Consider the following 22,638-nt stretch of genomic DNA (forward strand, 5'->3'; position numbering starts at 1 on the left):
GGGCGGGTGGAGGAGGTCCGCTCCGCCGTGCGGCTGCGCGCATCAAGGTTCAATGAATGAACTTGTGTCATGACGGGGAGCGTAGCAGCTTGAGTTCAGTCATTGAACCTGGCGGGCTAGACTGGCCCGTATGGCACTGGGCAAGGACTACGTGACGCAGGAGTGCGGCATCGCCCGCGCGCTGGAGATCGTCGGCGAGCGGTGGACGCTGCTGGTGCTGCGCGACGCCTTCTACGGCGTGCGGCGCTACAACGACTTCCTCACCCACCTCGGCATCCCGCGCGCGGTGCTCGCGACGCGGCTGCAGGCGCTGACCGACGCCGGGGTGATGGAGAAGCGGGCGGGCGAGCACGGGCGTCATGAGTACGTACTGACCGAGGCGGCGTACGGACTGTGGCCCGCGCTGCACGCGCTGCGGGTGTGGGGGCGGGACCTGACCGGGAGCGATCCCGTCTATGTCTTCACCCACGCGGCCTGCGGGACGGAGCTCGGGGCGTACGGGGAGTGCCCGGAGTGCGCCGTGCCGGTGCCGCCCGTGGAGGTGGCGATGCGACGCGGGTCCGGGGTGCCGAAGGACCCGGAGCATCCGGTGAACCGGGCGCTGGAGCAGCCGCGCCGGCTGCTCGATCCGCTGGTGGTCTGAGGCTTACAGCCCGTGCAGCAGTTGCTCGATGACCACGGCCACGCCGTCCTGCTCGTTCGCGGCGGTGCGATTGGTGGTGGCGGCAAGGACCTCGGGGTGGGCGTTGGCCATCGCGTACGAGGTGCCGGCCCAGGTGAGCATCTCGATGTCGTTCGGCATGTCGCCGAACGCGATCACTTCCTCCGGGCGGATCTCGCGGGCCGCGCAGCAGCGGGCGAGGGTGCTGGCCTTGCTGACGCCGGTGGCGCTGATCTCCAGCAGCGCGCTGTGGCTGGAGCGGGTGAACTCCGCGACGTGGCCCGCGGCCTCGCGGGCGGCGGCGAGGTAGGCGTCCGGGTCGTAGTCCGGGTGGTGGGCGAGCAGCTTGAGGACCGGCTCGCCGGCGCTGTCGTGGTCGTCGGAGAGGAGCTTGTCGATCGGGGCGGTGGTGGCGCCCGGGTCGAGGTGGAAGGCCGGGTAGCCGGGGTCGTAATGGATGCCGCCGGTGCGCTCGACCGCGAAGGACGTGCCGGGGGCGCGGTGGCGCAGCAGGTCGGCGACGGCGCGGGCGTCGTCCTCGAGCAGCGGGCGCACCTCGGTGAAGCTGCGGCCGCGGTGCAGGTCGACGACGGCGGCGCCGTTGGCGCAGATGGCGAGGCCGTGGCCGTGCACGTGCTCGGCGACGACGTCCATCCAGCGGGCCGGCCGGCCGGTCACGAAGAAGACCTCGATCCCGGCCTCCTCCGCCGCGGCGAGGGCGGTGACGGTGCGGTCGGAGACGGACTTGTCGTCCCGGAGCAGGGTGCCGTCGAGGTCCGTCGCGATCAGCCGGGGGGTGGCCTGGAGAGGAGCTGTCACGGGAGACATCATCTCGCATTGAGGCGCACAAGCGTGCGGCGGGGCGCGCATCTGAGCCTGTTACGCCCCGCGGGCCGTCCCGGTGGGGTCGCTCAGCGGTTGGCCGCGGCCTCCCGGTCGCTCAGCGGTTGGCCGCGGCCTCCCGTACCGCCGGGGCGATTTCCTCCGCCCAGCGCCCGAGCGCAATCTCGTCGGGTACGCCGCCGCCGGGGGCGAACAGGGTGAAGCCGGCCGCCCCGTGCTCGAGCACCGCCCCGGTGAGCTCGTCGACCCACTGTGCGACGGAGCCGCCGATCCAGCGGCCGGCCGCGTCCCGCGGAGCCGCGGTGGGGGTGTCGGTGATGGCGCCGGTGAAGTTGAAGACGGTGGCGATGTCGCGCGGGTCGCGGCCGGCCGCTGCCGCGGCCTCGTCGATGAGCGGGCGTGAGGTCAGGTAGCGGTCGCTGCGCCAGTCCGCGGCGTGGCCGGGGATCCAGCCGTCCGCGAGCCGGCCGGTGGCGGCGAGGGACTTGGGGCCGACCGAGCCGGTCCATACGGGGGGCGCGGCGGCCGGGGCCGGCTGCAGGCCGGTGACGCGGTAGAACTCGCCCTCGAAGGTGACGGGCGCGCCGCCGCCGGACAGCAGCCGGACGAGGGCGATCGCCTCCTCGAAGGCGCGTACCGCCTGGCCGGGGGAGAGCCGCTCGGGGCCGAGCTTGACGATGTCGTCCCAGGAGCCGCCGACGCCCATGCCGAGGACGATGCGGCCGCCGGAGAGCTCGGAGAGGGAGGTGACGGTGCGGGAGAGCATGGGGGCGGGGCGGTTGGGGAGGTTGGTGACGTTGACCAGCCCGGAGATGCGCTCGGTGCGGCCGAGGGCGAAGCCGATCGTGGCGTACGCGTCCAGCCACCTGCCGACGTAGGGGTGGTCGGAGACGGAGAAGTGGTCCAGGCCCTGCTGGTCGGCCTGGGCGACGAGCTTCAGGGTGCCCTGGGTGTCGCGGATGGCGCTGCTGACGCCGACGCCGAAGACGGGGGGCTGGTGCTGGGTCATCGTGGGCATCGTGGGCATCGCGGGCATCGTGGCTCACTTCTTTCTTAGTTCGTAGTGCGAACTGTAGATTGGCGCTTATGGCAAAGGGTGAGACGGGCGCCGTTTCGGCGCTGGTGCGGTCGGCGTTCCTGGTGAACGCGGTGTACGCGGAGTCGGCGCGGGAGTCCGGGCTGACGGCGCAGCAGGGCCAGTTGCTGTGCGTGCTGATGGCGGGCCCGTACGGCATGGGCGAGCTGGGCGAGACGCTGGGTCTGGCGAAGTCCAGCCTGACCGGGCTGGTGGACCGCACGGCCCGGCTCGGTCTGGTCAGGCGCGAGGCCGGGGCGGCCGACCGGCGGTCGGTCCAGGTGGCGCTCACCGAGGAGGGCGCCGAGACGGCGGAGGAGTTCTACGCCGAGACCTGCCGCCGGGTGGAGGCCCTGCTCCGGGGCGCGTCCGGCGCTGACCGCGAGCAGCTGGCGCGACTGCTCGGCCGCGTGGTCAGCGACAACAAGGTGCCGGTGGTGTTCGCATCGACGGACTCCTGAAAGCTCGACCGCTACGGTTTAGTTCGTACAACGAACAGTAGTAGTTCGTGGTACGAACTTCAAGGGGTTCAGTTGGCCGGGCCTGCCCGCGGGGGCTGACGTAGGGTCGGTGGCATGCGACTGAGCACCGTGATTCTGCCGATCAAGCGCTGGCACGAGGGCGGCCGGGACGTCTGGCAACGGGCCGAGGAGCTCGGCTTCAACACCGCGTACACATACGACCACCTGACCTGGCGGGTGCCCTTCCGCGACGGCCCGTGGTTCGGTGCGCTGCCGACGCTGACGGCGGCCGCCGGGGCGACCACGCGGCTGCGCCTCGGCACGCTGGTGACCTCCCCGAACTTCCGCCACCCGGTGACCCTCGCCAAGGAGCTGACGTCGATCGACGACATCTCCGGCGGCCGCGTGACGCTCGGCATCGGCGCGGGCGGCACCGGCTTCGACGCCACCGCGCTGGGGCAGCAGCCGTGGACGCCGCGGGAACGGGCCGACCGGCTGGGCGAGTTCGTACCGCTGCTCGACCGCCTGCTCAGCGAGGGCGAGGTGTCGCATGCGGGCACGCACTACTCGGCGCACGAGGCCCGCAACCTCCCCGGCTGCGTCCAGCGCCCCCGCCTCCCCTTCGCGGTGGCGGCCACCGGCCCGCGCGGCATGCGGCTGGCGGCGCGGCACGGGCAGGCATGGGTGACGACGGGCGACCCGAAGATCTCCGCGACGGGCACGCCGGCGCAGTCGCTGGACGCGATCAAGGGACAGATCTCGCGTCTCGCCGATGCCGGGGCGGAGATCGGCCGCGACACGTCGACGATGGAAAAGATCCTGCTCACGGGCTTCACCCCGGACCGTCCCCTGGACTCCCTCGCCGCCTTCCAGGACTTCGCGGCCGCACACGCCGAACTCGGCATCACGGAGCTGGTGCTGCACTGGCCGATCCCGGACACGATCTTCGCAGCCGACCAGAAGGTCTTCGAGCAGATCGCGGTGGAGGGCTTGAGCGCGTGACGGAGGGGCGCACCGCGAGGTGCGCCCCTCCGGATTGCTGAGGGTCAGGCGGTCTGGTCGGGGATACGGATGGTGCGGACGAGTGGCACGTCCGCGTACGCCTCGGGCGTGGTCGTCAGGACCGGCAGGCCGTCCGGCCATTCCGCGGAGGGGCGCGCCACTTGGACGGCGTGGGCGTGATGCCACTCGACGCCGTCGTGCAGGAGCGAACCGATCGTGACCGCCGCCGGATAATCCAGCTGAACGATCTCGGCGGCGGGCAGCGAGCCGACATGTTCGGCCAGCCCGTCCCGCTGCGCGTCCGCGGCGGCCAGGCAGAGCGTGGGTACGTACGCGTGCCGTGCATGCCGCTCCGCGCCCTTGGCGACGAACTCGGATGTGAGGCGGTGGCCCTGGCCGAGCACCAGCAGGGCGCTCCGGTCGAAGACGACCGCTGCGGACGCGGTCACAGGCTGTCCACCGGCCGGCCGGCCGCCAGGTCCTGCCACACCTTTTCCGCCCGCGCGGCGTCCTCGTCGGTGAAGGTCACGCCGAAGTGCTTCTCGCAGTACGCCTTCGTGGCCTCGTAGCGCTCCTTGAGCTCTGCCTCCGTGGGCGTGGCGCCGACCAGCTCCGCGAGGAAGTCGCGCATGGTCATACCGCGCTCGCGGGCCAGCACCATCAGGCGGTCGCGGACGGCGGGGTCAACCTTGATCGTGGTGTCGGCCATGAGGACAGTATACTGGCGGTATACCGTCTCGGGTGCGGGTTTCTCCAGGGTCAGGGGCATGGGTCTTCCTTTCGGTGGTCGGTGCCGAGCCGGTACACCGGGTAGTGGTTGGACTTCGGCGCGCTGACATGCGTCAGGCAGCCCGCGGCGACGAGGGTGCGGAGACCGGCCGCGGCGTCCCGGGGGGACAGGCCGGTGAAGCGGGCCAGCACCTCGGGGGCGGTGCGCAGTTCGCCCTGGTTGAGGACGATCGGGAGTGCGTACGCGGCGACGGCGCGGGCCGACTCGTCGAGCAGGTGGTCGCGGCGCCAGCGGTCGAGCAGCCGCAGCGCGCGGGTCCGGCTGCCGAACTGGACCGGCGGGCTCCCGCTGGGCAACGGCGCCAGTCGCCGCAGCAGTTCGGTGACCTGCGCCGACATGGCGGCGAGCTCGGAGAGCAGTTTCGTCTGGCGGCGCTGGGCGGCGGCCAGCATCGCCAGCGTCTCGTGGGCCAGGGTGGTGAGCGGATCGGGCGGCGGGGTCGTGGAATCGGACATGCCCGAATGAAGACTCAGCCGACGATCGGACCGCAAGTGGTGACAACGGGTGCTTGTCAGTGGCTAGTTGGACGCGTACGGCCCTGGTGAGCGGCCCGCGCCGAACGCGTTCTCGCAGGTTACGGCGACATGTTCGAGTGGCGGTCAGGTGGTGCCACGGACCGCCGCCGACGGCCGGACGGTTCACCGATGTGGGTTACTGCTTCCGGTCAACCGGCAGCTCTTTCCTGCCGCTTGCGAGTGACCCGCCGCCGCCCCCGCACACCGCATCACCAGAGGTGAGCCGCTGAATCGCAGCCGGGTCAGCCACGGTACCGATCCGTCAGCGCATCCATGCGCCGCGCCTGAACCTCCCGCTCCACCGCCGCCGCGACGAACTCCGCCGCCCCCTGCTCGCCCACCAGCTCCCGCACCGCCGCCGCGGTCCGCTCCGGCAGCGCCACCGCGGGCGGCCGGGACCGCTCCTCCTCGCCGAGCCCCCGCCGCGTCGCCGGCTCCTCGGCCAGGTGCCGGCGCAGATGCCCGGTGGCCTTCGCCCGCAGCGCGCGGGCGAGTTCGGCGTCGAGGGTCTGCTGGGCGAGCGGGCGCAGCCGGCGTACCAGGGCCGCCGCCTCCGCGGCCTCCGCGTCCGTCGTCGGATGGTCCAGGTAACGCTGGAAGAGATGCTCGGTGGTGAAGGCGAGCAGGCTCTCGGCGATGTCCTCGACCTTGCGGCGCAGCTTGCGGGTGTACGCCGTGATCGCCGTCAGCGGCACGCCCGCGGCGTGCAGTTCGGCGGCGACCTTCAGCTGCTGCGGGCTCGGCACCCGGAAGAGGTCGTCCCGGTCCTCGACCCGCTCCAGCACACCCAGCGCGACCGCGTCCGCCACCGCTTCGTCGTCCTGCACGCCGCCGAAGAGCAGATCCAGCTCCGTACGCGTGAGGTCCGACGGCTCCTCGTCCGACCACGGTCCGTCGAGCTCGGCGACCAGGCCGAGCACGCCGCGCAGGCCCCGCCCCGCGTCCCACGCCTCCAGCAACTCCTTTATCGAGACCAGGGTGTAGCCGCGGTCGAGCAGCTCCGCTATCTGCCGCAGCCGCGCCAGATGCGCCTCGCCGTACACATTGGCGCGGCCGCGCCGCTCCGGCTTCGGCAGCAGCCCGCGGTCGGCGTACGCCCGTATCGTGCGCACCGTCGCGCCGCTGACATGCGCGAGGTCCTCGATGCGGTACTCGGGCGCCGGGACCTGCTCTGCTGTGCTCAACCTGGGGCTCCTCACACGGTGTTGCACGCTGCGCGGGCAGCGTTACGAGCTCGACGAGCGCTACGAGATCGCCTTGCGGGCCGCTTGCCCGGCCGCCGCCCGCGCCGCCGGCGACGTCGCAAGATACTCGACCGCGCGCCGCAGCGACCCCTCCTGGGACGGGTGGTACGACCTGCGCAGATACCGGGGTATCGCGCGGCCGAGCTCACCCCACGTGGGCAGCAGCCCCTTGCGTACGGCCCGATTGTGCTCCCGCAGCGAATACCGCAACTGGCCGCGCAGCTGCGGATCGTGCTTGATCAGATACGTCGCCCCCGCGATCCACAGCCACAGCAGCACCGGCGCCGTCACCGCCATCCCGCCGATCCGGCGGGCATAGCGGGCCAGGCCGTCGCCGCCGCAGTGCTGGTACATGTCGAAGGCGACCGCGCGGTGCTCGACCTCCTCGGCGCCGTGCCAGCGCAGCAGGTCCAGCATCACCTCGTCGGGGTCCGCCCGGTCAAGACCGTCGGCGTGCAGCACCCAGTCGCCGAGCACCGCCGTGAACTGCTCGATCGCCGCGACCAGCGACAGCCGGAAGCGCAGCCACTCCTTCTGCGGTATCGGCGCGCCGAACGGCGGCGTCTCGCCGAGCAGCACCTCGAACATCCAGTCCACGTGCTTCGTGTACGGCTCGGTGTCCAGGTCCTGGTCCGCGAGATGGTCCAGGACGTAGGAGTGCTGCACGCTGTGCGTGGCCTCCTGGCCCATGAAGCCTTTGACGTCCGTCAGCAGCTCCGGGTCGCGGACCAGCGGCAGCGCCTCCTTGAACACCTTCACGAACCAGCGCTCGCCCGCGGGCAGCAGCAGATGCAGCACGTTGATCACGTGGGTGGCGGTCGGCTCGGCCGGTATCCAGTGCAGCGGGGTGCGGTCCCAGTCGAAGGAGACGCGGCGCGGCTTGATGGCGTAGTGATCAGTGTCCGTCATGAGCTCCTCCTCAAGCGGCTTCGAAAAGTGGCTTCGACCGGTCGGCTAGACCGGCGGGTTGATCCGCGCCAGCGCCCGCAGCGCGCGCGGCGACAGCCGGGACAACAGCCGCGCCCCACGAGCCTCCGGCGTCACCGGCACCACCGCCTGGTTACGGGCCACCGCGCGCAGGATCGCGTCGGCGACCTTCTCCGGCGGATAGCCCCGCTGCCCGTACAGCCGGGTGGCGCGGCGCTGCCGGCGCTTCTCCTCCTCCGCCGATACGCCGGTGAAGTGGGTGTTCACCGTGATGTTGGTGTGCACGAAGCCGGGGCATATCGCCGAGACCCCGATGCCCTTGCCGGCCAGCTCCGCGCGCAGGCACTCGCTGAGCATCAGCACCGCCGCCTTCGACGTCGAATACGCGGGCAGTGCCCTCGACGGCTGATACGCGGCGGCCGAGGCGGTGTTGACGATGTGCCCGCCCTGGCCCCGCTCGGCCATCTGCTTCCCGAAGATCCGGCAGCCGTGGATGACGCCCCACAGGTTGACGTCGAGCACCGTGCGCCAGTCCTCGGCGGTGGTGTCCAGGAACGCGCCGGAGGCGCCCACCCCCGCGTTGTTCACCAGCACGTCCAGCGCGCCGTACTCCGCGGCGGTCTTGGCGGCGAGCTTCTCCATCGCCTGCTCGTCCGAGACGTCCACCGTCTCCGCCCACGCCTCCGGCGCCCCGATCAGCCGCGCCAGCTCCGCGGTCCTGGCCGCCCCCTCCGCGTCCCGGTCCACCGCGATCACCCGCGCCCCGGCCTCCGCGAAGGCGAACGCCGTGGCCCGCCCGATCCCGCTCGCCGCGCCCGTGATCAGCACCAGCCGGCCGCCGAACCGGTCCGCGTACGGCCCGTCCGCCGTCACCTGGTCCAGCGGCTTGCCGTCCTCCTGCGCGCGTACGAACTCCGCGATCCAGCCGGCCAGCTGATCAGGTCGGGTGCGCGGCACCCAGTGGCGCGCGGAGATGGTCCGCCGCACCAGCCGCGGCGCCCAGCGGTCCAGGTCGTCGTAGAGCCCGGGGGACAGGAACGCGTCCCCAGTTGGCGTGATCAGCTGCACCGGCACATGCGCGTACGCGTCCGAGCGTGGGCCGCGCAGCCGGGAGCGGACATTGTCGCGGTACAGCCAGGCGCCGCGGGCGGCGTCCTGCGGCAGCGACGCCGTCGGATAGTCGGGCGTGCGGACCTTCTCCATCGCCTCGACGATCTTCGGCCAGCCGCTGCCGAGCGGCCCGCGCCACGCCAGCTCCGGCAGCACGGGGGTGTGCAGCGCGTACACATACCAGGACTTGGCGCCCTGCCCGAGCAGCTGCGCCGCCCGCCGCGGCGTCGGCCGCTTCAGCCGGCCCGAGATCCAGTGCCCGAAGTGGTCGAGCGACGGGCCCGATATGGACGTAAAGGAAGCGATCCGCCTTTCGGTCCGCTTGACCGTGGCGAACTCCCAGCCCTGCACCGAACCCCAGTCGTGCCCGACCAGATGCACCGGCAGCTCCGGCGACACCGCGTCGATCACCGCGAGGAAGTCGTCTGTCAGCTTCTCCAGCGTGAAGCCGCGCTTCAGCGGCTCCGGCGGCGTGGAACGGCCGTGCCCGCGCACGTCGTAGAGCACCACATGGAAGCGGTCGGCGAGCCGGCGGGCGACCGGCGCCCACACCTCCTTGCTGTCCGGATAGCCGTGGATGAGCACGACGGTCGGCTGGGACGTATCACCCAGCTCGGCCACGCACAGCGATACGTCGTCGGCGCCCTGGACCCAGCGCTCCCTGAAATCGGCGTCGTCCGTCATGCCGCCGCCCTCCCCTCGGCCCAGCGCCGCACATGCGGCAGGTCCTCGTCCAGCCAGAACGCGCTCTCCTCGGGGTCCGCGGAGTCCGTCACCACGAGAATCTCCTCGAACTTCGCCCCCGTGCCCCGGAATCCCAGATGCGGCTCCACCGCCCACAGCCCCGGCCGCGGCGGATGCTGCGAGAAGCGATACGGGCTCCACAGCGGCGACCAGCCCTCCCGGTGCCCGTGCAGCGCGTCCTTCGCCAGCCCCTTGAGCGACTGGGTGCCGAACCCGAAGACATGCGGCGATATCCGCCGCTCCTTGACCCGGTCGACCTTGTGCGCGATCACGCCGAACGGATACGCCCGGTGCCGGTTCGCATACCCCTGCTTGATCATCAGCCGCTCGACGTCCTCGTAGATCTCCCGCAGCGGCCGCCGCTCCCGCACCTCGGCGAGGATCAGCTCCCGGTGCACCTGCAGATCGTCGAGCAGCCGGTCGTGCACCGGATTGAGGCCGAGGCAGCCGGAGTATCCGATATCGGCCGTATAGCCCTTGAAGACCGGCGCCATGTCGAGGATGAACGGCATCCCCGGCTCCAGCCGCCGGTTCGTCGGGAAGAACTGCAGCGGCACCTTGAAGCCCGTAAAAGCCGTCCGGTCCCCGAACCAGGCGAACGGCAGATGGAACCAGTCGCGCACCCCGCGCTCGCGCAGCCAGCGCCGCTGCATCCGCGCGGCCTCCCGCTCCGTCACCCCGGGCCGCAGCTGCGCGGCCACCGCCTCCGCGCACTCGTACGCCAGCCGCTGCACCTCGCGGAAACCGCTCAGCTCGCCGCCCGCACGCAGCTCACTCCCAGCCATCTCCGGCCCTCCCTCGGGACGTTGACGTTGCCACCAACGACTGTGACAACGCCCGGAGGCAGGGTCAATACGTGTGCACCGCCTGTGGATACCGGAGGTAACACCTGTCGAAGGTTGCATGTCCCCTACGGGTCGGTCCATCCATCGGCGTACAAAGATCAGGGAAGAACCAGACTTCCGTCCGTACCCCCGCACCCGCCCCGCCCACTACGGTCGATGACGTGACTGTGATCGCGACCGAAAGCCTCAGCAAGCGGTTCCCGAGGGTGACCGCGCTCGACAGGCTGACCGTCGGCATCGAGCCGGGTGTCACCGGCCTTGTCGGCGCCAACGGGGCAGGTAAATCAACCCTCATCAAGATCCTGCTCGGCCTGTCCCCCGCCACCGAGGGCACCGCTACTGTCCTCGGCCTCGACGTGTCCCGCGACGGCTCCGCCATCCGCGAACGCGTCGGCTACATGCCCGAGCACGACTGCCTGCCACCCGACGTCTCGGCCACCGAGTTCGTCGTCCACATGGCCCGCATGTCGGGCCTGCCGCCCACCGCCGCCCGCGAGCGCACCGCCGACACGCTGCGCCACGTCGGCCTCTACGAGGAGCGCTACCGCCCCATAGGCGGCTACTCCACGGGCATGAAGCAGCGCGTCAAGCTCGCCCAGGCGCTCGTCCACGACCCGCAGCTGGTCTTCCTCGACGAGCCCACCAACGGCCTCGACCCGGTCGGCCGCGACGACATGCTCGGCCTCATCCGCCGCATTTACAGCGACTTCGGCATCTCGGTCTTCGTCACCAGCCACCTCCTCGGCGAACTCGAGCGCACCTCCGACCACATCGTCGTCATCGACGGCGGCAAGCTGCTGCGCTCCTCCTCCACCTCCGACTTCACCGGCGCCACCACCACCCTGGCCGTCGAGGTCACCGACACCGACGCCACCCCGGACGGCACCGGCGCGCTCCGCAAGGCACTGTCAGAGGCGGGACTTAGCCTTCAGGCAGACGGACACGTGCTGTACGTCGAAGCCGCCGGCGACCAGGCGGACGACACGTACGACACGGTCCGCGACGCCGTAGCGGAGCTCGGCCTCGGTCTGGTGCGCATGGAGCAGCGCCGGCACCGCATCGCCGAGGTGTTCAGCGACCATGACCAGCAGCAAGGGGGCAGCGATGCAGCCTGATACGACCACCCCCGGCCCTGCCCCCGGCGCCGGCCCGGCCGCCGCCGACGTCATCCACGACATCGGCTACCGGCACTACGACGGCCCGCGCCTCGGCCGCGGCTATGCCCGCCGCTCGCTCTACTCGCAGTCGCTGCGCGGCGCGTACGGCTTCGGCAGGTCCGCGAAATCCAAGGTCATGCCGATGATCCTGTTCGGCGTCATGTGCCTGCCCGCGGTCATCATCGTCGCGGTCGCCATCTTCACCAAGCAGAACGAACTGCCCGTCGAGTACACGGCCTACGCGGTCAACCTCCAGATGGTCATCGCGCTGTACGTCGCCGCCCAGGCACCGGTCTCGGTCTCCCGCGACCTGCGCTTCAAGACCGTGCCGCTGTATTTCTCCCGCCCCATCGACCGCATCGACTATGTGACCGCGAAGTTCGGCGCCCTCGCCACGGCCCTCTTCGCCCTCACCGCCGTCCCGGTGCTGATCCTCTATGTGGGCGCGCTGCTCGCCAAGCTCGACTTCACCGAGCAGACCAAGGGCTTCGCCCAGGGCATCGTCTCGGTGGCCGTGCTCTCGCTGCTCCTTGCCGCGATCGGCCTGGTCATCGCCGCCCTCACCCCGCGCCGCGGCTTCGGCATCGCCGCCATCATCGCGGTGATGTTCATCCCGTACACCGCGGTCAGCGCCGTCCAGGCCATCGCGTACGACCAGCAGAACCCCGACGCCGTCCCGTGGATCGGCCTGTTCTCCCCGACCACTCTCAACGACACCATCAGCGCGGCCTTCCTCGGCGGCACCCCCTCCGTCCCCGGCCAGGTCGACCCGAGCAAGGGCGTCGGCGCGATCGCCGTCCTTGTCACCGTCGCCCTCATCGCCGGCTGCATCGCCCTGCTGCTGCGCCGCTACCGGAAGGCGGGACTGTGACCGCGATCCAGATCGACCGAGTCTCCCGCTGGTTCGGCAATGTCGTCGCCGTCAACGACATCACCATGACCATCGGCCCCGGCGTCACCGGCCTCCTCGGCCCCAACGGCGCCGGCAAGTCCACGCTGATCAACATGATGGCGGGCTTCCTGCCCCCCTCCTCCGGCAGCGTCACCCTCGACGGCGCTCCGATCTGGCGCAACGAACAGGTCTACAAGGCCATCGGCCTGGTCCCCGAGCGGGAGGCCATGTACGACTTCCTGACGGGCAAGGACTTCGTCATCGCCAACGCGGAGCTGCACGGGCTGGGCGCCGCGGCCGCGCAAAAGGCCCTGGCGACGGTGGAGATGGAATACGCCCAGGACCGCAAGATCTCCACCTACAGCAAGGGCATGCGCCAGCGCGTGAAAATGGCCTCGGCCCTGGTCCACGAGCCGTCGGTCCTGCTCCTCGACGAGCCCTTCAACGGCATGGACCCCCGCCAGCGCATGCATCTCATGGACCTGCTGCGCCAGATGGGCGCCGAAGGCCGTACGGTCCTCTTCTCCTCCCACATCCTGGAGGAGGTCGAGCAGCTCGCCGCCCACATCGAGGTGATCGTCGCCGGCCGGCACGCCGCCTCCGGCGACTTCCGCAAGATCCGCCGCCTGATGACCGACCGCCCGCACCGCTACCTGGTCCGCTCCTCCGACGACCGCGCCCTGGCCGCGGCGCTGATCGCGGACGCCTCCACGGCCGGCATCGAACTGGACTGGACGGAAAAGGCCCTGCGCATCCAGGCCATCGACTTCACCCGCTTCACCGAGCTGCTGCCGCGCGTAGCCCGCGAACACGGCATCCGCCTCTACACGGTCCAGCCCTCCGACGAGTCCCTCGAATCCGTCTTCTCCTACCTGGTCGCGGCGTAAGGAGCCGATGTGTACAACCCCACGGTCGCCCGGCTGACATACCGGGCGCTACTCGGCCGCCGCCGCGCCCTGATCATGTTCGCCCTGCCCGCGCTGCTCATCATCATCGCCTCGGTGGTACGCGCCCTGGTCGGCCCGGACGACGACGTAGCGGCCGAACTCCTCGGCGGCTTCGCCCTAGGCGCGATGGTCCCGCTCATCGGCGTGGTGGCGGGCACGGGCGCGATCGCGCCCGAAATCGACGACTCCTCGATCGTCTACGTCCTGGCGAAACCGATCCCGCGCTCAACGATCATCATGACGAAACTGGTCGTCGCGATCGGCGTGACGATGGCCTTCTCCGCCATCCCCACCCTGATCGCCGGCTACATCCTCAACAACAACAGCCAGCAACTGGCGGCGGCGTACGCCATCGCCACCCTGATCGCCTCGATCGCATACGCGGCGGTCTTCCTGCTCCTCGGCACGGTGACCAAGCACGCCGTCGTCTTCGGCCTCGTCTACGCCCTGGTCTGGGAGGCCCTCTTCGGCAGCCTGGTCCCCGGGGCGCGGGCACTGAGCATCCAGCAATGGGCCCAGGCGGTGGTGGAAAAGGTCGGCCGCGGCGACTTCATCACCTCGGAGGTCAGCACGGCGACGGGCGCGGTGCTGCTGGTCGTCGTCACGGTGGCGGCGACGTGGTACGCGATGCGCAGGCTGCGCGTGCTGACGCTGGCGGGCGAAGAGTGACGGGCGCCGGCTAACGCTCAACGCCCCCGCTCCGCACCCCCGTTGACCTGGATCACCTGCGAGGTGATGTGCCGGGCAGCGGGGGACGCCAGCCACCGCAGCGTCTCGGCGATATCGGCGGTGGTACCGGGCCGCCCATTGAGCGTCTCCCCGATCCGCTGCTGCCGCCGCTCCTCAGGCATGCCGTCCCCGAAGAACTCGGTGCCTTCGGTATATCCGGGAGCGACAAGATTCACGGTGATCCCGCGAGGCGCGAGCTGCCGGGCGAGGTCGTGCGCATACGGATGCAGCGCGGCCTTGGCAGCGCCGTACGCCCCGGACCCCGACCCCCGATAGGCAGCGATGGAGGACAGAAAGAGCACGCTGCCACCGTCGGCGATCTGCGACTTGAGCGCTTCGGTGAGAAGGGCTGCGTTAAGGACATTGATCCGGAAGTTCGTGCTCCAGTCGCGCGCGACGGCATCGAGGGGATCCTCGCCCCCATCCGCCGCCCCGCCCGGCTCGAGCAGCCCATTCCCACCGGCGCTGTTGACGACGACGTCGACGGCCCCGAACCGCTCCTCCACAAACGCGGCGACCTGCCGCGCCCCCTCGGCTTCAGCAAGGTCAGCCGCGAAGGCCACGGCGCCTGGCACCTTGGCGGCGGCCTGCTCGAGGACGTCGCCCCGCCGGCCGACGAGTACAGGGGTGTCGCCACTCTGGGCGAAGAGCTCGGCGGCCGCCAGGCCAATGCCGGTGCCGCCGCCGGAGATCACGATGGTCCGCTTCATGGGCCGAGGGTAGACACAGGGACGCCGCCCGAGGCAAGGGTTCTCGCCCCGGGCGGCGTTAGACGTGACTGGACATCACACCTAACGGCGTCGCCGCCGTTCGATCCGCGCGACCTGCTGCGTCAGCTTGTCGACCCGGCCGTCGAGCCGTCGCACATCCGACTTCAGATCTTTGATGTCCTCACCCTGAGCGAGGTCGCGCAGCTGCCGCCCGTGATCAGACAACGTCTCCCCGATCGCGTTGAGCATCCGCGTGGTCGCGGCGAACCCGCGCTCCATCCGGTCCTCGGCCCGATCCTGCCGATCCGAGATCCGCCGCAGTACGCGACTGAGGTCCCGGGCGGCGGCGCCGACATCATCCAGATCGGCGTCGGCGTCGAAGCCACCCGCTGTGCCTCGGGCGCGCTCCTCGGCGTCGAGAAGGTACGTGCGTACGCGGCGGGCGATGGTGCTGTCGCGGAGCAGCATGGCGACGTTGAGGACGGCGCGGCGAGGGAACAGGCGCAGGCGCGCACGGCCCTGTGGATAACGTTCGGCTGAAGTGGTCAGGTTGACCACTTCAAAACGCCGCAGGTCAGAGCCACGGAGCAGCTTCATCCCGTTGATGCGCAGCTCCTCATCGTGACGGCGGACAACGCTGTGGATGGCTTCGACATCAACCTCGAAGTAGTCGGCCACCATCCGCGTCGTCACATGCAACCCATCAGGCAGCAGCTCCAACGCCTTGACCTTGTCGAGGACTTCCGTGCGTCGAGCGACGCTCTCGCGCAGCGCGCGCGACTCCAGTAGTGCAGTCTCGGGCGGCATCAGCCGGCCCCCTTCGGTGGAAACGGTCATGGACGCCCGTATCCAGGGCTCAGGAGCGGAGGCTGCTGATTCGACCCACGTACTCAATGACCGGCCGTTCCGTCCAACCGAGGCCGGCTATCCCCACACCCGCACGTTACGTATCAACTCGCGTTCCGTAGTTGCCTCCACGCACCGGAGCCAACGAACGGATTATCGGAAAGTTACGTACCTCGGAACCTACGTACCGCTAGGTACCGGCGTACAACCGCTCCAACACCACAGCGATCCCGTCCTCGTCATTCGACGAGGTCACCTCATCCGCGACCGCCAGCAGCTCCGCATGGGCATTAGCCATCGCGACCCCGTGCGCCGCCCACCCGAACATCGGCACATCGTTCGGCATATCGCCGAAGGCGATCGTGTCCGACGCCTTGCAGCCCAGCCGGCGCGCCGCCAGCGACAGGCCCGTCGACTTCGACAGGCCGTGTGGCAGCAGTTCCACCGTGCCGGCGCCCGCCATCACCACGCCGACCAGGTCGCCGATGACCTCGTGGGCCGCCGCCGTCAGGGCGTCGTCACCGAGCGTCGGGTGCTGGATGTAGAGCTTGTTCAGCGGCTCCGCCCACAGCTCCGCGCGGTCCTCGAAGGTCCGTACCGGCAGGTCCGCCCTCGCCACCGCGCCGAAGCCGGGGCCGAAGAGCACCTCGCCCGCCAGGCCGTCCCGGCTCGCGGCGACCGCGAGCGGGCCGACCTCGGCCTCCAGCTTCTCCAGCGCCATCGCCGCCAGCCGCCGGTCCAGCGTCACCGACGTCAGCAGCCGGTGCTCGCCCGCGTGATAGACCTGCGCGCCCTGCCCGCACACCGCCAGGCCGTCGTAGCCCAGCTCGTCCAGGATGTCGCGGGTCCACGGCACCGCCCGCCCCGTGACCACGATGTGCGCGGCCCCCTGCGAGACGGCCGCCTCCAGCGCCGCCCGCGTGCGCGGCGAGATCGTCTCGTCCGTACGCAGCAGGGTGCCGTCGAGGTCCGTGGCGATCAGGCGGTACGGGAGCGGCGCCGGCGAGCTCACTTCGCGGACACCGGCTCGAGCACCTCGCGCCCGCCCAGATACGGCCGCAGCACCTCCGGCACCAGCACCGAGCCGTCCGCCTGCTGATGCGTCTCCAGGATCGCCACGATGGTGCGCGGCACCGCGCACAGCGTGCCGTTCAGCGTCGCCAGCGGGCGCACCTTGCGGTCCTCGCCGGTGCCCCGCATCCGGACCGAAAGCCGCCGCGCCTGGAACTCATTGCAGTTCGAGGTCGACGTCAGCTCGCGGTACTTGCCCTGCGTCGGGATCCACGCCTCGCAGTCGTACTTCCGCGAGGCCGACAGGCCCAGGTCACCGGTCGCCGTATCGATCACCCGGAAGGCAAGCCCCAGCGAGGTCAGCCACTGCTTCTCCCACTCCAGCAGCCGCTGGTGCTCGGCGTCGGCGTCCTCGGGCGCGACGTACGAGAACATCTCGACCTTGTCGAATTGGTGCACTCGGATGATGCCGCGAGTGTCCTTGCCGTGTGAGCCGGCCTCGCGGCGGAAGCAGGGCGAGAAGCCCGCGTAGCGCGCCGGCAGCTGAGCCTCGTCGAGGATCTCGTCCATGTGGTAGCCGGCGAGGGTGACCTCGGACGTACCGACGAGGTACATCTCGTCCTTGTCCAGGTAGTACACGTCCTCGGCCGCCTGGCCGAGGAAGCCGGTGCCCTCCATGGCGCGCGACTTGACCAGCGCGGGCGTGATCATCGGCGTGAAGCCGGCCGCGCCGGCCTGCGCGATCGCGGCGTTGACCAGCGCGAGCTCCAGCAGCGCGCCGACGCCGGTGAGGTAGTAGAAGCGGGCACCCGAGACCTTTGCGGCCCGCTCGGTGTCGATCGCGCCGAGAATACGGCCGAGCTCCAGGTGGTCCTTCGGCTCGAAGCCCTCCGCGGCGAAGTCGCGCGGGGTGCCGACGGTCTCCAGCGTGACGAAGTCGTCCTCGCCGCCGACCGGGACGTCGGGGTGGACCAGGTTGCCGATCTGGGCGAGCAGCTGCTGCACCTCGGCCGCGGCCTCGTCCTGCGCGGCGTCGGCGGCCTTCACATCGGCGGAGAGCTGCTTCGTACGGGCCAGCAGCTCGGCCTTCTCGTCGCCCTTGGCGGCGGCGACCTTCTTGCCCATCTGCTTCTGCTCGGAGCGCAGCTCGTCGAAGCGGACACTCGACGACCGCCGCCGCTCGTCGGCGGAGAGCAGGGCGTCGACGAGGCCGACGTCCTCTCCACGGGCGCGCTGCGACGCGCGCACTCGGTCGGGGTCCTCACGGAGCAGGCGAAGGTCAATCACGCGGCCAAGGTTACCGGGGCGCCGAAGGGCGCTCGACCTGATATTCCGCTGTGTCGCTGTTTGTCCGTTTTGAGGGGTTTGAGAGTTAGGGTCAACGGCAATTCCGCGATTCCCTTAAAAGGGTCAAACGGGACATCTCGGCTGACGTGCCGGCGGTGGATCGACCTTGATCAGGAAGGGAGTTGAGCGCTCCCTTGCTTCTCTTTTCCACAGGCGGCCGGGGGTGCCGGTTCCTTTATCCACAGGCTGTCGATGAGATCTGTGGATGACGGAAGTGATCATTCCCGGGCCCGTTCCTGCTGCCACAGGATTCCCGCTTCAAACGTCATCTACACCGTCTTTAGAGTGGGATTGCTTAACTCCAAAGAGTGGATCAAAGGAATTGAGTGGACGAGGTGGGATCTGTCCCCCTGTGGAGGAGTCTGGGTCAGTAGACCGACTTGTCGACAGTGTCCGATTGCTGTGTCGACTTATTCACAGGTCGAGAACGCCTGCCTGTGGATAACTTGGGGTTGCTGTGTACAACTGAAGCCGGGGTGTGACGATCCCCTGATCAGCCCCGGCCGTCGAGGCTCCGGTTCAGCCAGTCCGCCGCCGACGTGAAGTCGTCGTCCGAGGTGCCGGGGCGGGCCGGGGACACGTCGCCGGCGCCGATGCCCGCCCGCGGGTACGAGCCCAGGAAGCGCACGTTCGGGCAGACCCGCTTCAGCCCCATCAGCGCCTCGCCGACGCGGCGGTCGGAGATGTGGCCCTCGCAGTCGACCGAGAAGCAGTACCGCCCGATGCCCTCGCCGGTCGGCCGGGACTCGATGCGCAGCAGGTTCACCCCGCGCACGGCGTACTCCTGGAGCAGCTCCATCAGCGCGCCCGGGTGGTCGTCGCCGAGCCAGATCACCGTCGACGTCTTGTCCGCGCCGGTCGGCGCCGCGGGGCGGGCCGGGCGGCCGACGAGGACGAAGCGGGTGGCCGCGTTCTCCGCGTCGTGGATGTCCGTGACCAGGGGGTTCAGGCCGTACGTCGCGGCCGCGAACTCGCCCGCGAAGGCGCCGTCGATCTTGCCTTCCTGGACCTGGCGGGCGCCGTCGGCGTTGGAGGCGGAGGACTCCCAGACCGCGTCCGGCAGGTTGGCCGCGAGCCAGCGGCGGACCTGGGGCTGGGCCACCGGGTGGCCGGTGACGGTCTTGATGTCCTCGAGGCCGGTGCCGGGCCGTACGAGCAGCGCGAAGGCGATGGGGAGCAGCACTTCGCGGTAGATCATCAGCGGCTCGCCGAGGGCGAGTTCGTCGAGGGTGGCGGTGACGCCGCCTTCGACGGAGTTCTCGATCGGCACGAGGGCGGCGGCCGCGTCGCCGGTACGGACCGCGTCGAGCGCGGCCGGCACGGAGATCATCGGGATGAGCTCGCGGGTGGCGGCCTCGGGGAGGGTGCGCAGTGCGGCTTCGGTGAAGGTGCCTTCGGGGCCCAGGTACGTGTAGCGGCTCGCGGACATTCCGCAACGATAGCGGGGGTTGGGCCCCGCGGGTTTCCGGGTCCGGGTGGTGGGACTCGCTCGGACGGGAGGCCGGGCCTCACGCCCCCCGCAGGCCGTCGACCAAGCCTGCGACCCGCGGGTCGCCCTTCGCCGCCGCCGTCAGCGACTCGCTCAGCGTCGTTCCGTACGTCGCCGCCGCCTCCGACTGTCGCTTGCGGCCGTCTTCCGTGATGACCGCGTAGACGCCGCGCTTGTCGTCCGGGCAGAGGTCCTTGTACGCGAATCCGGCCGACTCCAGGCGGGCGATGAGGCGGGTGACGGAGCTCTGGTTGAGGCCGATGCGGGTGGCCAGGTCCTGCATGCGGCGTTCGCCGTCGGGGGCGGTGGTGAGTTCGGCGAGGGCGCGGTATTCGGAGAGGCCGAGGCCGTGGCGGCGCTGCAGGGACTGGGCGAGCTGGTGCTCGACCGTGGCGTGCAGGCTGATCAGGCGGTGCCAGGCCGCCTGGTCGGTGGCGACTGCGGTCGTGGCCATGGGTCCTCCCGAGGTGCGGTGTTGACAACAAGATACATGTGCATGCAAGCTCTCATCCAGCGAAGCACTTGCACGTACATGCAAGCACTTCACGAACACTCCGCACCTCCGCATCTCCGCACCGCAAGGAGCACGTATATGTCCCCCGCTTCCAAGGGCTGGGCCTGGCTGCTGTTCTCGTCCCTCTTCGAGATCACCTTCGCGCTCAGCACCGAGGCCACCGACGGCTTCACCCGCCTCGGCCCCTCGCTGCTCACCGCCGTCGCCGCCGCGTTCGGCATCTTCACGCTCTCGAAGGCGCTCAAGTCCATTGACGTGGGCGTCGGTTACACCGTCTGGGCCGGCATCGGCGCGGTCGGGACGGTGGTCTTCGGGACGCTGATCTACGACGAGCCCATGACCGTGTGGAAGGTGATCTCCTTCCTGCTGATCATCGGCGGTGCGCTCGGCCTGCGGATCTCGGACACCGCCGCGGCCCGTAAGCAGGCCGCTCAGGCTCAGGCCGACCAAGCCGACCAGGTCACCCAGCCCACGCACGCCACCGCCGCCTGAACCCCCCACCCCACGAAAGCGAAAGGCAATCCACCATGACCTGGCTCTTCCTCGGCATCGCCATCCTCTTCGAGGTCGCCTTCGCCCTCGGCACCAACGCCACCAAGGGCTTCACCCGGCTCTGGCCCTCCGTGCTCACCCTCGGCGCCGCGGCCGGCGGCATCTATACGCTCTCGCTCGCCCTCCGCGATCTCGATGTCAGCGTCGGCTACACGATCTGGACCGGGCTCGGCGGCGTCGGCACCGTCGTCCTCGGTGCGGTGATCTTCAAGGAGCGGATCACCACCGCCCGGCTGGTGTCGTTCGCCGCGATCATCGGTGGCGCGGTGCTGCTGCGCCTGACCGCGGTCTGAGCAGTCTCAGCGGCTCAGCCCTCCAGCAGCTCCTGCCCCACGTAATCCCCCGGCGCGCAGCCGCCCGGCACCGCGAACAGGCCGCTCGCCTCGTGCCGCAGGAAGCGGGAGAGCCCGTCACCCCGGTCCAGTTTCCGCTGGACCGGGGTGAAGCCGTGCCGCGGGTCCGCCTGCCAGGCGATGAAGAGCAGCCCGGCGTCCGGGGCGCCGTCGTCGCGGTAGCCGTCGTGGTACGAGAAGGAGCGGCGCAGCATCGTGGCGCCGCTGTTGGACTCGGGCGCCGCGACCCGGACATGGGCGTCGCCGGCGATCGCGATGGCGCCGTCCTTGGTGAACTTGTCCAGCGCCACCGGCGTCGTCTCCGTGCCGCCCGACAGCGGGGCACCGTCGGCTTTACGGCGCCCTATGACCTGGTCCTGGCGCTCCGGCGACAGATGGTCCCACGTGTCCAGGAGCATCCGGATGCGGCGGACGACCGCGTACGAGCCGCCGGCCATCCACGCCGGGGAGCCGTTCTCCGGCACGAAGACCTTGGCCGTGAAGTCCTTCTCCGCCGGCTTGGGGTTGTTGGTGCCGTCGACCTGGCCCATCAGGTTGCGCATGGACATGGGGTGCGCGGTCGCGCCCGGGGTGCGGTTGAAGCCGGACATCTGCCAGCGGACCGCGGCCGTTTCGGCGGCTTCGCGCTGCAGCGCCCGGAGCGCGTCGAAGGCGACCAGGGGGTCGTCGGCGCCGATCTGCACCCACAGGTCGCCGTCGCTGCGCCGCTTGTCGAGGTGGTCGGCGGTGAAGTCGGGGAGCGGGCCCAGCGCCTCGGGGAGCCGGTCGGCCAGGCCCGTACGGCCGAAGAAGCTGCGGCCGAAGCCGAAGGTGACCGTCAGCGAGGACGGGCCGGCGTCGCGGGCGACGCCGGTGTCGCGGGCCGGGGCCGGCTTGCCCGCCGTCAGTGCGGCGGCGGTACGGGTCCAGCGGCGCAGCAGCGCGGCGGCGGCCCGCCGGTCGGCGTCGCCGGCCAGGTCGAAGGCGGCGAGGTGGCCGGCGGCCTGCAGCGGGGTGGAGATGCCGGCCTGATGTTTCCCGTGAAACGGCACCTCGCCGCGGCCCACCGACGCCAGTTCGGCGGGCTGGTCGCGGACGGCCTCGGCCGCGACCGCGCCGCCGGCGCCGCCCGCGACGAGGCCGGCCGCGCCGGTCGCGCCGGCGACGCCGAGGAGGCGGCGGCGGGAGAGGTGTCCGGGCTCCTTCCCGGTCTCTGCGCTCATGAGATCTTGATCTTCTTCGTCTCGGTGGTCTGGTCGATGTCCGAGGTGCGTACGGTCAGCGAGACCTCCCACTCGCCGGCCATCGGCAGCTGCACGCCGGTCGCCGACCAGTGCCCGGCGTCGGCCTTGCCGAGCTTCGGGGTCAGCGGGCCGAGGTCCTTGGCGGCGAGCCGGAAGGCGGCCTTGACCTCGGGGGCGTCGACCAGTTCGCCGTTGGCGTTGGTGAGGTAGATGTGCAGGGCGTTATCGGTGCCCGCACGGGCCGGGTCCATCGTCAGCTCAGCCGTGCCCTTGCCGTCCTGACCGCCGGTGTCGTACGGGATCTTGACGGTCACCGGGCCCGCGGCCGCCTCGGACTGCGCGCCGGCGGACCCGCGCTGGTCGGTCTCGGCGCGGCCCGGCTGGGTGCCGGTCAGGACGGTGGTCACCGACAGCAGGATGAGCGCGATCGCCACCTCCACCAGCACGGACTTGCGCAGCCCGCGGCGGTCGGGGTCGGCGTCGCGGACGCGCCGCTCGCGCGCGGCGGCGACGGCGGCACGCTGCCGCGCCAGCTGCGCGGCCCGCTCGGACTCGCCGGAGGCGGAGTCCCCTTGGGGGCGGTCGCCCGAGCCCGAGCCCGAGCCCGCACCCGAGCCCGCACCCGCACCCGCACCCGAACCCGAGCCCGAG

The 22,638-nt window shown here is 70.8% G+C and carries 25 protein-coding genes and 1 pseudogene; 9 read left to right on the forward strand and 17 right to left on the reverse strand.

The features are described 5' to 3' along the window. Nucleotides 1-130 precede the first annotated feature (130 nt). A complete protein-coding gene (locus G5C51_RS25025; RefSeq protein ID WP_165240458.1) occupies nt 131-643 on the forward strand; it encodes a winged helix-turn-helix transcriptional regulator in 513 nt (170 codons plus the stop codon). Between the two features lie 3 nt (nt 644-646). Here G5C51_RS25025 and G5C51_RS25030 read toward each other — a convergent pair whose 3' ends face one another. Together G5C51_RS25030 and G5C51_RS25035 are read right to left on the reverse strand one after the other, a co-directional pair. Next, complete coding sequence (locus G5C51_RS25030; protein ID WP_420824851.1) at nt 647-1,489, reverse strand: Cof-type HAD-IIB family hydrolase; 843 nt, start codon at nt 1,487-1,489, stop codon at nt 647-649. Nucleotides 1,490-1,601: 112 nt separating this feature from the next. Continuing rightward, on the reverse strand, nt 1,602-2,531 hold the full coding sequence (locus G5C51_RS25035; protein WP_240929905.1) for an LLM class flavin-dependent oxidoreductase: 930 nt from the start codon (nt 2,529-2,531) through the stop codon (nt 1,602-1,604). A 59-nt stretch (nt 2,532-2,590) separates the two neighbouring features. On the opposite strand from G5C51_RS25035, the gene G5C51_RS25040 reads away from it, so the two are divergent. Beyond that, nucleotides 2,591-3,040, forward strand: coding sequence for a MarR family winged helix-turn-helix transcriptional regulator (locus G5C51_RS25040; protein WP_165240460.1), 450 nt, complete (start codon nt 2,591-2,593; stop codon nt 3,038-3,040). 114 nt (nt 3,041-3,154) lie between these two features. Further along, nucleotides 3,155-4,042, forward strand: coding sequence for an LLM class flavin-dependent oxidoreductase (locus G5C51_RS25045; RefSeq protein ID WP_165240461.1), 888 nt, complete (start codon nt 3,155-3,157; stop codon nt 4,040-4,042). Between the two features lie 44 nt (nt 4,043-4,086). Here the strand turns inward: G5C51_RS25045 and G5C51_RS25050 are convergent, their stop codons facing one another. The 7 genes from G5C51_RS25050 to G5C51_RS25080 all read right to left on the reverse strand — a co-directional run bounded on the left by G5C51_RS25050 (nt 4,087) and on the right by G5C51_RS25080 (nt 10,157). Beyond that, a complete protein-coding gene (locus G5C51_RS25050; RefSeq protein ID WP_165240462.1) occupies nt 4,087-4,491 on the reverse strand; it encodes a PIN domain-containing protein in 405 nt (134 codons plus the stop codon). Beyond that, the gene (locus tag G5C51_RS25055; RefSeq protein ID WP_240929906.1) at nt 4,488-4,751 is read right to left on the reverse strand and encodes a hypothetical protein; all 264 of its coding nucleotides are present in this window, start codon (nt 4,749-4,751) and stop codon (nt 4,488-4,490) included. The genes G5C51_RS25050 and G5C51_RS25055 overlap by 4 nt, the downstream gene beginning before the upstream one ends. Before the next feature lie 50 nt (nt 4,752-4,801). Next, nucleotides 4,802-5,287: a hypothetical protein gene (locus G5C51_RS25060; RefSeq protein WP_165240464.1), complete on the reverse strand. Its 486-nt coding sequence runs from the start codon at nt 5,285-5,287 to the stop codon at nt 4,802-4,804. Nucleotides 5,288-5,589: 302 nt separating this feature from the next. Beyond that, nucleotides 5,590-6,531, reverse strand: coding sequence for a MerR family transcriptional regulator (locus tag G5C51_RS25065; RefSeq protein WP_165240465.1), 942 nt, complete (start codon nt 6,529-6,531; stop codon nt 5,590-5,592). Between the two features lie 60 nt (nt 6,532-6,591). Then, a complete protein-coding gene (locus tag G5C51_RS25070; RefSeq protein WP_165240466.1) occupies nt 6,592-7,500 on the reverse strand; it encodes a metal-dependent hydrolase in 909 nt (302 codons plus the stop codon). Nucleotides 7,501-7,545: 45 nt separating this feature from the next. Then, complete coding sequence (locus G5C51_RS25075; protein WP_165240467.1) at nt 7,546-9,312, reverse strand: SDR family oxidoreductase; 1,767 nt, start codon at nt 9,310-9,312, stop codon at nt 7,546-7,548. Then, complete coding sequence (locus tag G5C51_RS25080) at nt 9,309-10,157, reverse strand: M24 family metallopeptidase (protein ID WP_165240468.1); 849 nt, start codon at nt 10,155-10,157, stop codon at nt 9,309-9,311. Before G5C51_RS25080 ends, G5C51_RS25075 begins: the two co-directional genes overlap by 4 nt. Nucleotides 10,158-10,378: 221 nt before the next feature. Between G5C51_RS25080 and G5C51_RS25085 the strand changes: the two genes are divergently transcribed. Genes G5C51_RS25085 through G5C51_RS25100 form a run of 4 tightly spaced genes read left to right on the forward strand, consistent with a single transcriptional unit; the run spans nt 10,379 to nt 13,882 of the window. Further along, nucleotides 10,379-11,332, forward strand: a complete 954-nt coding sequence (locus G5C51_RS25085) for an ATP-binding cassette domain-containing protein (RefSeq protein ID WP_165240469.1) — start codon at nt 10,379-10,381, stop codon at nt 11,330-11,332. Then, nucleotides 11,322-12,245 (forward strand): ABC transporter permease subunit, encoded by a 924-nt coding sequence (locus G5C51_RS25090; protein ID WP_165240481.1) that lies wholly within the window; start codon nt 11,322-11,324, stop codon nt 12,243-12,245. Before G5C51_RS25085 ends, G5C51_RS25090 begins: the two co-directional genes overlap by 11 nt. Continuing rightward, nucleotides 12,242-13,153: an ATP-binding cassette domain-containing protein gene (locus tag G5C51_RS25095; protein WP_165240470.1), complete on the forward strand. Its 912-nt coding sequence runs from the start codon at nt 12,242-12,244 to the stop codon at nt 13,151-13,153. Before G5C51_RS25090 ends, G5C51_RS25095 begins: the two co-directional genes overlap by 4 nt. A gap of 9 nt (nt 13,154-13,162) precedes the next feature. Next, nucleotides 13,163-13,882, forward strand: coding sequence for an ABC transporter permease subunit (locus tag G5C51_RS25100; protein WP_165240471.1), 720 nt, complete (start codon nt 13,163-13,165; stop codon nt 13,880-13,882). Between the two features lie 17 nt (nt 13,883-13,899). On the opposite strand, the gene G5C51_RS25105 is transcribed toward G5C51_RS25100, so the two are convergent. From G5C51_RS25105 to G5C51_RS25130, 6 genes are all read right to left on the reverse strand, one after another. Further along, the gene (locus tag G5C51_RS25105; RefSeq protein ID WP_165240472.1) at nt 13,900-14,652 is read right to left on the reverse strand and encodes an SDR family NAD(P)-dependent oxidoreductase; all 753 of its coding nucleotides are present in this window, start codon (nt 14,650-14,652) and stop codon (nt 13,900-13,902) included. A gap of 81 nt (nt 14,653-14,733) precedes the next feature. Continuing rightward, entirely contained in the window at nt 14,734-15,489 is a 756-nt protein-coding gene (locus G5C51_RS25110) for a hypothetical protein (protein ID WP_240929907.1), read from the reverse strand. A 199-nt stretch (nt 15,490-15,688) separates the two neighbouring features. Then, nucleotides 15,689-16,510: a Cof-type HAD-IIB family hydrolase gene (locus G5C51_RS25115; protein ID WP_165240473.1), complete on the reverse strand. Its 822-nt coding sequence runs from the start codon at nt 16,508-16,510 to the stop codon at nt 15,689-15,691. Beyond that, complete coding sequence (gene serS, locus G5C51_RS25120) at nt 16,507-17,796, reverse strand: serine--tRNA ligase (RefSeq protein ID WP_165240474.1); 1,290 nt, start codon at nt 17,794-17,796, stop codon at nt 16,507-16,509. The genes G5C51_RS25115 and serS overlap by 4 nt, the downstream gene beginning before the upstream one ends. A 553-nt stretch (nt 17,797-18,349) precedes the next feature. After that, entirely contained in the window at nt 18,350-19,285 is a 936-nt protein-coding gene (gene pheA / locus G5C51_RS25125; protein ID WP_165240475.1) for a prephenate dehydratase, read from the reverse strand. 79 nt (nt 19,286-19,364) lie between these two features. Further along, nucleotides 19,365-19,799 (reverse strand): MarR family winged helix-turn-helix transcriptional regulator, encoded by a 435-nt coding sequence (locus G5C51_RS25130; RefSeq protein WP_165240476.1) that lies wholly within the window; start codon nt 19,797-19,799, stop codon nt 19,365-19,367. A 138-nt stretch (nt 19,800-19,937) separates the two neighbouring features. Between G5C51_RS25130 and G5C51_RS25135 the strand changes: the two genes are divergently transcribed. Both G5C51_RS25135 and G5C51_RS25140 read left to right on the forward strand, forming a co-directional pair. Continuing rightward, entirely contained in the window at nt 19,938-20,351 is a 414-nt protein-coding gene (locus tag G5C51_RS25135) for a DMT family transporter (protein ID WP_165240477.1), read from the forward strand. 35 nt (nt 20,352-20,386) lie between these two features. Continuing rightward, nucleotides 20,387-20,704, forward strand: a complete 318-nt coding sequence (locus G5C51_RS25140; RefSeq protein WP_165240478.1) for a DMT family transporter — start codon at nt 20,387-20,389, stop codon at nt 20,702-20,704. Nucleotides 20,705-20,718: 14 nt separating this feature from the next. Here the strand turns inward: G5C51_RS25140 and efeB are convergent, their stop codons facing one another. Then, nucleotides 20,719-21,966, reverse strand: a complete 1,248-nt coding sequence (gene efeB, locus G5C51_RS25145; protein WP_165240479.1) for an iron uptake transporter deferrochelatase/peroxidase subunit — start codon at nt 21,964-21,966, stop codon at nt 20,719-20,721. Further along, nucleotides 21,963-22,638 (reverse strand): annotated as a pseudogene (locus G5C51_RS25150) (copper resistance protein CopC); the annotation flags it as partial. The gene efeB and the pseudogene G5C51_RS25150, both read right to left, overlap by 4 nt.

Source organism: Streptomyces coryli (assembly GCF_011044975.1).
In the GTDB taxonomy this organism is placed as follows: domain Bacteria; phylum Actinomycetota; class Actinomycetes; order Streptomycetales; family Streptomycetaceae; genus Streptomyces; species Streptomyces coryli.